Consider the following 9646-nt stretch of genomic DNA (forward strand, 5'->3'; position numbering starts at 1 on the left):
ATCCTGCCAAGGCGCGCGGGTTTCCCCACTAAGCCTGGAATCTATGCCTCAAGACGCCCGCCGACCTAAATATCAGCGTCGCACGGCGGCAATTTCGACGGAATCGCAGCATTTTCGCTCGAAATCGATCTGCCCTCAACTGATCAACGCTCAGGTATCCCCCTGAAGCGCGCGGGTTTCCCCACTATTGCGCGCGGGTTTCCCCACCATGAGTGCTCAGGCAATCGATAGGTCGCGCCCAGGTCCGCCATGTCCAAAAACGAGCGATTTCGGACGCCCTCCCCGCTACTGTCCGTAAATTAGCTTGCGATAATTCCGGACATGTCCGATTCTCGCCATACCCTTTTCGGACGGAAATCCATGTCTCGCACCTTCGCTTATGTCCGGGTCTCCACCAACGGCCAGACCACCGAGAACCAAGTTCAGGAAATTGAGGCCGCCGGCTTTAGGATCGAGCCGCACCGGATCATCTCCGAGACGGTCTCCGGCAGCGTGGCGATCTCAGCACGTCCAGGATTCACCCGCCTGCTAGATAGGCTTGAGCGCGGCGACATTCTGATTGTCACGAAAATGGATCGCCTCGGCCGAAATACGATCGACGTCAGCTCGACCGTACATAGGCTCGAGGAAATTGGTATCCGGGTTCATTGCCTGGCGCTGGGAGGGGTCGACCTCGCGAGCCCGGCCGGCAAGATGACCATGAACGTCATAAACGCGGTCGCGCAATTCGAGCGGGATCTTCTCATCGAGAGGACCAATGCCGGACTACGTCGCGCGAAGTCAGAGGGAAGGAAACTCGGAAGGCCTACCGCCCTCACCTCCTCGCAGCGCGCCGAAATTAAATCCGCACTGCAAAATGGACAAAAGGTGGCGCCGCTGGCGAAGCACTACAACGTGAGCCGTCAGACCGTCATGCGGATCCGTGAAGCTCTTTCGGCAGTGAAACCCGGCGAAGCTGCCGTCAGTAACCAGCTTCCGATAACTGCACTTCAGGAAACCGCCGGATGATCCTTTCGACCCTGTTGGTTATATGCGCGCTTGCGCCGGCCGAGTCTAAGAGGTGATCGAGGCATTCCAGGATAGCCTTGAGCGTGTGCACGGAAGCGGTCGGCACTCCGGCTCGCCTGTAATTCGGAGGCTGCTTCTGAAACCGGCGATTAAACAGGCGATCGTGGTGAGCGCATATGTTGCGCAGATCGACAAGGCACTCGATCCAGTCTTTGAATATGGCATCTGATGCAACACCAAATTGGCGCGCGATTGCCGTTCGGACAGAGCCTTCTAGACACTGATAAAGCCGTGAAGTGGCTCCGAAGGTCAGAAATTCCTTTATCGTCCAAATCGGGGGCAAGACAGGCGCGCCATAGCGCTGCTTATAATGTCTGGCCCGCTGATCCTTCGATTTCTCGAACACACCGATGAAATATCGAAGTGCTTCGAGATTGGCCGCGGCATCCTTGAACAAGGAGTGATCGTAGTACGGGTGACTACCGTTGGCCTGGCTCAATGCTTCTGACAACGCGTTGCGAAAGAGCAACTCGAAAGTGCCGACTGCGGCAAAGCAGGCGGAGCGAATTTCCATGTCGCACTGATACAAGCGAAGGATATGGTGATAGGTGGTCCCGGGCCGGAAGGGCCGATGAGGTAGGGTCAGGTCGCGTCGGCTGAGAAAGTAAATCCGCAGGCGCTCGTAGCCRACGAGTTCGATCTTGCGGGCTGCCACATTGGGGCGGTTGATGATCAGTCCCTTTGCGCGCAAATGCGCTACTCGTTGAGCAGCTGTAGCGTGCGGCTTCGTAAAGGGAATCAAGGCCATCAAAAAATGAAGAACCGCCCTTTTGCACTCCCCCGAAGAGGACGTGTGGCGGCCCATGACCCAAGTAATTTAGTGCGTCCCCGGCTCAATCGCAAGCCCATTTGTGTGCTAGCGCTGAGTCATTGGTCCCGGCCGAACCGGTCGCGACGGGGGGGCGCCCGCTAAACAACACCTTATACATCTCCGCTCGCCGAGCCGGTTATGGATCGCTTCACCTGAAAGATATCGCCTACATCGGCATCGTCCCGCACACCCTTGAAGGAGGCGTGGCGCAGCTTGCCGTCATTGGTCCAGGCGCGGAACGCGACCTCGGCAGCGATCGTCGGCTCGACCCAGCGTATGCCCTTCTTCGCGACGCCGGCGACAGTAGGTTTCTCGATCAGGATGCTCATCAGTCTACGACGCAGCTCAGTCGCCGACTTCGCCGTAAAGCCCGTCCCGACGCTGCCGACATAGACCAGAGCATTTCCGCGGCGTGCCGCGAGCAGGAGGCGGCCGATCCCCCCAAACGCTGATGCTGATGCCACCCAGCCAATGATGAGAAAGGTCTCAGATTGGACGCATTTGATCTTCAGCCACTCGCCACCCCTACCGGATCGATATGGAGCGTCAACGCGCTTGGCGATGATGCCCTCTAGTTCCATCTCACAGGCTAGCTTCAGGAACGCGGCGCCTTCGGCGTTGACTTCTTCGCTCAGCCGGATCGAGCTGTGCTGGCTCCCAATCAAGCCTGCGAGCATGCTGCGCCGTTCGGCCAAAGGGAGCGCTCGCAGGTCGCGACCGTTGAGATAGAGTAGGTCGAAAGCATAAAGCAGTGCGCCTGCGGCCGATCGCTTGCCCCCTCGCCCACCCAGCGCCTGCTGCAGCGCGCCGAAATCCGAAGCGCCGCGCTGGTCGAGAACCACGGCCTCCCCGTCCAGGATGGCACTATCGACGCCGAGCTCGCGCATGTCATGGGCGATCGTCGGGAAACGCTGCGTCCAGTCATGCCCGCCCCGGGTCAGTATCCGGACCTTCCGGCCGGGCTCTACATGGATGGCGAGCCGGTAGCCGTCCCATTTCACCTCGAAGGCCCATTGATCCCCACTCGGCGGCTTGACGGCCAGCAACGCCAAGCAAGGTTCGACCCTGTCGGGCATAGGATCGAAGGCCAGCGCTCTTTGGCGCGCATCGCGGCGCTTCGGGAGAGGACTTCTGGTGATGTCGACCGCCGGGCCGGAGCGCAAAACGCGACGCGCGCACATTGACGCAACTCCACTCACAACGACTCCGAACTAGCGGCGGCAGGGAAACGTTCCGAGCAAGATCCGGTACGAGCGCGCGTTTATCCGGAACTCTGTGACCGCATTTTCCCGCCCTGAGGAATATGGTGGCTTCCAATCTTGACACCTCAGCCCCGCGCGTTGTTCTAGTTATGTTCTCTTTTCGAGGGCGCGCGCATGCTGACCATCCATCGGCCCATAATCCGGCTTTCGAGGTCGCCATCTCAGCGCCAAGCCCAAGTATTCCCCCTCCCCGCCCGTGCGGTCGCGCTTAGCGCTCCGCTCCTGGTTCAGCTATTCAGCAACAGGGTTTGCGCGGGATTCCCCTCCCCGGCTGATGATTATCTTGATGCTCCGATCGATCTTTCGCGGACGCTTATCAAGAATGCGCCGGCGACCTTCATCATGACGGTTTCGGGCGACAGCGCGATCGACCTGGGCATCTTTGATGGCAGCCTCATCACGGTCGATCGGTCTCTCGCTCCTCGCGACGGAGATCCTGTGGTGGTCGACGTCAACGGCGAGCGAAGCGTGAAAGTGTTTGGGGTCGAGAACGGTCGACCCCGGCTCGTTTTCGGCAATCGCCGCTATCCTGAGTTCAACCCCGGCCCGGATCCAGACATCGAAATCTTTGGAGTCGTCACAAATGCAGTAAGGCGCTTCAGGCGATGACCAGGTCATTCGCCTTGATCGATGGGAACAGCTTTTATTGCAGCTGCGAGCGGGTTTTCGATCCAAGATTAAAAAGCCGCCCGGTCATCGTACTTTCCAATAATGACGGCTTCTGTAATCGGGCCTTTGCCGTCAAGCGAAAACCCACCGCGACGCTCGGTGAAAGGGCGTTCGGGTAGTTTGCTGACATTCCCACAGTGCCGTAACCTTGATGCGAAAGGCTCTCTTTTCGCGGGGGTAATTCTGCGTCGGATTGTTGTGAAACGTGCCGTCATTGGCCTCGCGCTCMTCGGCTTGGCATGGGGCGGCTATTCGCTGATGAACCGCAGCCTACAAAGAGGCACCGTGCCTCAGAAGCTTCAAACGGGTTGGCTCTACACCGAAGGTAGCTGCTCGCTCCTTCTCGGCCACCAAGGTGCATTTTCTTTCAGCCTGAGTGAGCAGACTATCGCGGCGATCAAATCAAAGGGCATCGGCTTCTTCACCGACATCAATAATCCAGACAATCAAGCAACCAGATCGTACTTCCATGGCGAGTGGAAGGAGACGCCTGTCCCGGCATCGTTCTTTTCGGAGGGGCTGCCGCCGAACCTCCATTGTGGTCAGAAGCATTCGTGGCTTTGGCCATATGGGATACCGGAAGCGCTGAAGCGACCAGGCAGCTTCTACCAAGAGTCGGGAACCACACGTCGCCTTTTTGTCCTGCCCGAACTTGGGTTGGTAGTGGGCAGTGCGTCCGATAGATAGGTCGACCCAAGCGCCAGCTAGGGTCGAAAGCTGCCCTCCCTCGACCGAGCGTGATCGTCCGAGGCCGACAGTTTGATAATCTGGGCTCGCACTCACGGGGCTCTTGGCTTCTGTCCGGGGTCGGCCCATCGGCCGCCACAAGATCGCGTTCCGAAAGGAGGCGAGCCTATATGCGACAGCGGGCTTGGCGTTGAGCCAGCTCACCCGTCATTACGGCTTCATCTCCTCGCCCGTCCCCGTGAGGACGATCCAGAAAGACCAGGCGAGCCCGGTCTTACCTCTTCACGGCCGTGCCGAACCTACGCAGTGCATGCCGTGGTCGATGCCGCAGCATTCCCGGTTGCCCTGAAGCGGAATGTCGTACCGTCGACCCACATGCGGTGCATCACCACCGCAATCTTGCGCGCCAGGGCCACCGTCGCTCGCTTGTTGCCTTGGCGATGCGCGACCTTCATACCCCAGGCGCGCAGCACCGACCAACTCTTCACCCGATGCAGCATGACATGGGCTGCCTCGAACAGCATCGACCGCGCCTCGCTGTCGCCGGTCTTCGTAATACGTCCATTTCGGTCCACCTCGCCGGATTGGTGCTTTCGCGGCACCATGCCGAGCAGGGCGCCCACAGATCGGGATTTGGAGAAGCGTGCCGGATCCTCAATTGCGGCGATGTAGGTGAGTGCGACGATCGCGCCGACCCCGGGAACCGTCATCAGACGCCGGCACACTTCATGCTCGCGGGCGATCGCCAGCACCATTCGGTTGATCCGATCCAGGGACCGCAGCATGGCGGTGTGAGCCGCCAGGAGTTCCTCCAGGATCGCGGCGATGCGAGGCAGGTTCGTGGTCAACTCGCGGACACGCTCGGCGAAGGTCCGGCGCTTCGACGTGCCGATCTTGATACCAAAGAGGCAAAGTGAACCCCGGATCTGGTTCTCGATGTCACCGATCTTCAGCACAAGGGTCTTGCGGCTGGTGAGTAGCGTGCGCAGCTCCATCGTGCTGCGCGTCTTCATATGCACCGATCGGAACCAGCCGGTGCGCAACATCTGCGCAAGCCCTCTCGCATCGTTGCGATCGGTCTTGTGGGTCATGGCCGTCATGGCAGCGCGGGCGTGTCGGGCATCCATACAGACGACACCGGGAACGCCGAGCTCGGTCATCCCCTCCGCAAGCCATCCGGCGAGTGCCCCGGTCTCCAGTCCGACGCGTGTGAAGGGAACGCGAAGCTCAGCCAGCCAGTTTGCGATGGCGTCGGGCTCGCTCGGCGCTTTCCCTTCGCGGACCAACCTTCCTTCCTCGTCAACGACGCAGATCGAAGTCTCGGCCAACGACACATCCAAGCCGGCATAGTAGCGCATGGCATTCCGCTCCTGAACGGTGGTCGGATGCCTTCAGGGGCCGACCGAGTTGCACAACCGAGCAGGGTGCCACGATCCGCGACGGTCGCAATCAGCCAAGCCCGATTACACGATCTGCGCTGTGGCTCGCACATCCGAGGCTAAGGCACTCGGCATTAAGATGGGCGAGCCCATGTTCAAGATGCGCGACCTCTGCCGCGATAACGGCGTGGTCGTTTTCTCTTCAAATTATAGTCTCTATGGCGGCATGAGCCGCCGCATGAACGAGGTCTATCAACGTTTCTCCCCTGACATCGAAATCTATTCGATCGATGAGAGTTTTTTGGACGTCGCGCAGATCGAGCCAGAAAAGCGGGAGGAGTTCGCGCGGGACCTGCGATCGTCGGTTTCGACATGGACAGGAATCCCCACGTGCGTCGGGATCGGCCCCACCAAGACCCTGGCGAAACTGGCCAACAAGATCGCCAAATCCACTCCGCAATTGCTGGGGGTATGCGACCTGACCAGCGCTACCGCTCGGGAAGAATGGCTGCCCCTTGTCGAGCTCGGCGACATTTGGGGTGTCGGTCCGGCGAGTCAGGCGAAGTTAATGGCGCTAGGCTGCAGGACCGCGGCGGATGTTGCATCTGTCAACGGCGGCCGGATTCCAGGCCACTTGGGCGGAGCAAAACCAGGCCAGCGCTGGCGATGTGAGACGATAAGCCAAGGGCCCCGATCGGGGCCCTTGGCTTATCGTCGCTTTCGTTTCTGATCAGCTCTCCATGATCTCGCCGGTGTCGGGATCGACGTGTTCGGCCGTGGCCTGGTTTTGCTCCGCCGCGGCGTTGGCGCGCCGGCGGCCGGCGGATTGTTTCAGCCGATAGCTGTCGCCGTTCATGGCCAGGATGCTGACGTGGTGGGTGAGCCGGTCGAGCAGCGCGCCGGTGAGACGCTCCGATCCCAGAACCGAGGTCCAGTCCTCGAAGGGCAGGTTCGAGGTGACGATGGTCGAGCCGCGCTCGTAGCGCTGCGAGAAGGTCTCGAACAAGAGCTCGGCGCCGGTCGGCGAGAGCGGCACGTAGCCAAGTTCGTCGACGATGAGCAGCTTCACCGCCTGCAACTCGCGCTGCAGCTTGAGCAGGCGCTTCTCGTCGCGGGCTTCCAGGAGTTGATTGACCAGAGAAGCCGCGGTTGTGAAGCTGACGGAGAAGCCCTTCTGGCAAGCCGCCAGGCCAAGTGCCAGCGCGACATGGGTCTTGCCGGTGCCGCTATTGCCGAGCGCGATGATGTTYTCGCGGCGCAGGAGATAGCCACAGCGTGCCAGTTCCAGGACGAGCATTTTGTTGAGGCCGGGGATGGCGGTGAAGTCGAAAGTGTCGAAGCTCTTCACGGCCGGGAACCGCGCCGCCCGGATCCGGCGCTCGACCGTGCGGCGTTCGCGGTCGATCAGTTCGAGCTCGATCAGGCGCAGCAGATAGCGGGCATGATCGACGCCATCACGCGCGCATTCACGGGCGACCTTGTCGTACTCGCGCAGCACTGTCGGTAGCTTCAGCTGCTTGAGGTGATGGGCCAGCAGGACTTGCGGCGTGCCGCTGGTCGTTCCCGTCGGCATCGCGTGGCTGGTGTTGCCGGTCATGCCGCTTCCTCCGGCAGGAGCACGGCATAGTCGGCGGCCGAGGTCGTCCTGACCATCGTCCTGGGCAGGTGAGGATAGGCAGACAGATCGAGACGGGCCGGCCTGCGCTCGATCTGAGCCAGCGCGATCAGCTTGACCGCGTCGAAGCCGATGGCGCCGAGCCGGATCGCCTCGGTCACCGCGAAGGTCACGACCTCGAGCGACATCGCCTCCAGCAGCCGCAGGACCTGGATGAACTCGCGCTTGCCGCGATTGCCCATGCGAGCTTCCAGCAGATGGCGCAGGTGCTGGAAGACCTCGGGCAGATCCCATCCCTGCAACGCCGCCGCCTGGYCGAGCGCATTGGGCTTGGTCTCGATCAGCGCGAGATAATGCAACGGGTTGGAGACGAAGGCGCCTTCGCCATAGCAGCGCGGGTGACGGGCAATCTCGGCTCCGCCGCACAGGATCACGACCGCGTCGACGAAGCCCTTCACCACGACGTCCTGGAAGCCGTAGCGGGTCGGCACGGAGTAGTCGTTGGAACGGTAGCGAACGAGTGAGGTCGACGAGACCCGCGCGCTGCGCTTCTCGCACGGTTCCAGCGGCACGGCCGGCAAGGGACGCAACGCCGCCAGATCGGCGATGAGCCGGTTCCCGATCGTCCCGGCATGSCGTCCGGCCCGCTCGCCCTGCCGGGCACGGCAGCGTTCCGCCAGGCCGGCGTTCAACGCCTCGAAGCTGGCTGCCACCGGGATCGGTGTCATGAAGTTCGAGCGGGCGAACTTCACCAGGCCCTCGACCTTACCCTTGTCGTTGCCCTTGCCCGGGCGGCCGAAGCGATCCCGGAACAGGTAATGGCTCACCAACTCGGTGAAGGCACGCGTGCGCTCGCGCCGGCCGTCGCCGCAGATCTTCGCCACCGCGATGCGCGTGTTGTCGTACAGGATCGACAGCGGCACCCCGTCGAAGAAGCCGAAGGCCGAGACATGCCCGTCCAGGAACGCTTCCGTCGTCTCCCGCGGATAGGCCTTCACGAAGCAGGCGTCCGACTGCGGCAGGTCCATGCAGAAGAAATGGATCTTCTGGCGAACCCCGCCGATCACCCCGATCGCTTCGCCAAAATCCACCTGGGCGTGACCCGGTGGATGCGCCAACGGCACGAAGGTCTCGCGCSCACGGGCCCGGCCGATCCGCACGTAGTCCTTCACCACCGTGTAGCCGCCGGCAAAGCCATGCTCGTCGCGCAGGCGCTCGAAGATCCGCTTGGCCGTATGACGCTGCTTCACCGGCGCACTCCGGTCCGCGTCCAGGATCGCATCGATCACAGRCAACAGCGGACCAAGCTTCGGCTTCTCCGCCGGCCTCGTGCGCGTGTACCCCGGCGGCAGCGAGAACCGGCACATCTTCGCGATCGTCTCGCGGCTCAGACCAAAAACACGCGCCGCCTCACGGCGGCTCTTCCCCTGATTGAAAACAAAATCACGAACCGCCGCGTAGACCTCCACCGCGAACATCCCCGCCAACCCCAAAAGGGATCAGCCTATCCAACTGGTTGGCTTTTACGCCGCCCGCGCCACCACAAGCGAGGGCGCTTCATTGGATGGTTTTGTCACCGCCCTGCACACAGCGCCGACCGCAGCGCCATTTCGGGCTTGGTGTCCTTCGAGCGCACGCTGCGCATGATCGCGGATCGTTTCGTCGCATCGACCCGGTCCATACCCAGATCCCCTGTCGTCAGCCGACATCCCTGTTACGCGCGGTCTCCAACGAGGATACCGGGCGCCGGCTGGCGTCGAAGACATCGACGAAGAAGAGGTCGGCGCCTCCGACTTGGGCGAACGCGCTCTTGAACGGCTCGGTTCCGAGCGTGCCGTTGCCGACGCGCCAGAAGGGGTGGACCATCATGTAGAAGCGGTCGCCGCCATCGGTGCGCTCGCGGATGCCGGGAATGCCGCGATCGCCTAGATCGACCGGTGTCCGCTTGATCGCGTTGAGGTGGCAAAGCTCGTCTCGGACGGACCGAGCCAGCCTGGGCCAGTCCGCAAGCTCGATATCGCGATCCCAGGCGCCATCAAGCCCGGATCGATAGCCCGGCTCGACGAGAGCTCGAAGGAACCCCAGCCCCAACCGCCAGTCCAGAAGGCCGTGATATTGCCGGTTGCCGTATCGCTGCATGCATCGGTAGCAGGCC

At 61.7% G+C, this 9646-nt stretch carries 11 protein-coding genes and 1 pseudogene; 5 read left to right on the forward strand and 7 right to left on the reverse strand.

Annotation, left to right across the window (positions count from 1 at the left end; genetic code table 11):
* Nucleotides 1-360: 360 nt before the first annotated feature.
* A complete protein-coding gene (locus AC1DJT_RS29805; RefSeq protein WP_476835460.1) occupies nt 361-1008 on the forward strand; it encodes a recombinase family protein in 648 nt (215 codons plus the stop codon).
* On the opposite strand, the gene AC1DJT_RS29810 is transcribed toward AC1DJT_RS29805, so the two are convergent.
* Entirely contained in the window at nt 962-1816 is an 855-nt protein-coding gene (locus AC1DJT_RS29810; RefSeq protein WP_476770829.1) for an Abi family protein, read from the reverse strand. The genes AC1DJT_RS29805 and AC1DJT_RS29810 overlap by 47 nt on opposite strands.
* Before the next feature lie 173 nt (nt 1817-1989).
* Nucleotides 1990-3060, reverse strand: a complete 1071-nt coding sequence (ligD, locus tag AC1DJT_RS29815; protein WP_476835461.1) for a non-homologous end-joining DNA ligase — start codon at nt 3058-3060, stop codon at nt 1990-1992.
* Between the two features lie 195 nt (nt 3061-3255).
* Between ligD and AC1DJT_RS29820 the strand changes: the two genes are divergently transcribed.
* From AC1DJT_RS29820 to AC1DJT_RS29830, 3 genes and pseudogenes are all read left to right on the forward strand, one after another.
* Nucleotides 3256-3750, forward strand: coding sequence for a LexA family protein (locus tag AC1DJT_RS29820; protein ID WP_476770831.1), 495 nt, complete (start codon nt 3256-3258; stop codon nt 3748-3750).
* Nucleotides 3747-3860, forward strand: a pseudogene (locus AC1DJT_RS29825) (Y-family DNA polymerase); the annotation flags it as partial. The gene AC1DJT_RS29820 and the pseudogene AC1DJT_RS29825, both read left to right, overlap by 4 nt.
* Nucleotides 3861-4008: 148 nt before the next feature.
* A complete protein-coding gene (locus AC1DJT_RS29830) occupies nt 4009-4497 on the forward strand; it encodes a hypothetical protein (RefSeq protein WP_476835462.1) in 489 nt (162 codons plus the stop codon).
* Between the two features lie 299 nt (nt 4498-4796).
* On the opposite strand, the gene AC1DJT_RS29835 is transcribed toward AC1DJT_RS29830, so the two are convergent.
* The gene (locus AC1DJT_RS29835; RefSeq protein WP_476770833.1) at nt 4797-5855 is read right to left on the reverse strand and encodes an IS110 family RNA-guided transposase; all 1059 of its coding nucleotides are present in this window, start codon (nt 5853-5855) and stop codon (nt 4797-4799) included.
* Nucleotides 5856-5976: 121 nt separating this feature from the next.
* On the opposite strand from AC1DJT_RS29835, the gene AC1DJT_RS29840 reads away from it, so the two are divergent.
* Entirely contained in the window at nt 5977-6606 is a 630-nt protein-coding gene (locus AC1DJT_RS29840) for a Y-family DNA polymerase (RefSeq protein WP_476835463.1), read from the forward strand.
* On the opposite strand, the gene istB is transcribed toward AC1DJT_RS29840, so the two are convergent.
* The 4 genes from istB to AC1DJT_RS29860 form a co-directional block, all read right to left on the reverse strand.
* Complete coding sequence (gene istB / locus AC1DJT_RS29845; RefSeq protein WP_476768778.1) at nt 6607-7449, reverse strand: IS21-like element helper ATPase IstB; 843 nt, start codon at nt 7447-7449, stop codon at nt 6607-6609.
* A 20-nt stretch (nt 7450-7469) separates the two neighbouring features.
* Nucleotides 7470-8969, reverse strand: a complete 1500-nt coding sequence (gene istA, locus AC1DJT_RS29850; protein ID WP_476835464.1) for an IS21 family transposase — start codon at nt 8967-8969, stop codon at nt 7470-7472.
* A 95-nt stretch (nt 8970-9064) separates the two neighbouring features.
* Nucleotides 9065-9172, reverse strand: a complete 108-nt coding sequence (locus AC1DJT_RS29855; RefSeq protein WP_476768763.1) for a hypothetical protein — start codon at nt 9170-9172, stop codon at nt 9065-9067.
* A 17-nt stretch (nt 9173-9189) separates the two neighbouring features.
* A partial coding sequence (locus AC1DJT_RS29860) for a hypothetical protein (protein WP_476835465.1) occupies nt 9190-9646 on the reverse strand: 457 nt, incomplete at its 5' end.

This window comes from Allobosea sp. 05T422_2, from assembly GCF_056396265.1.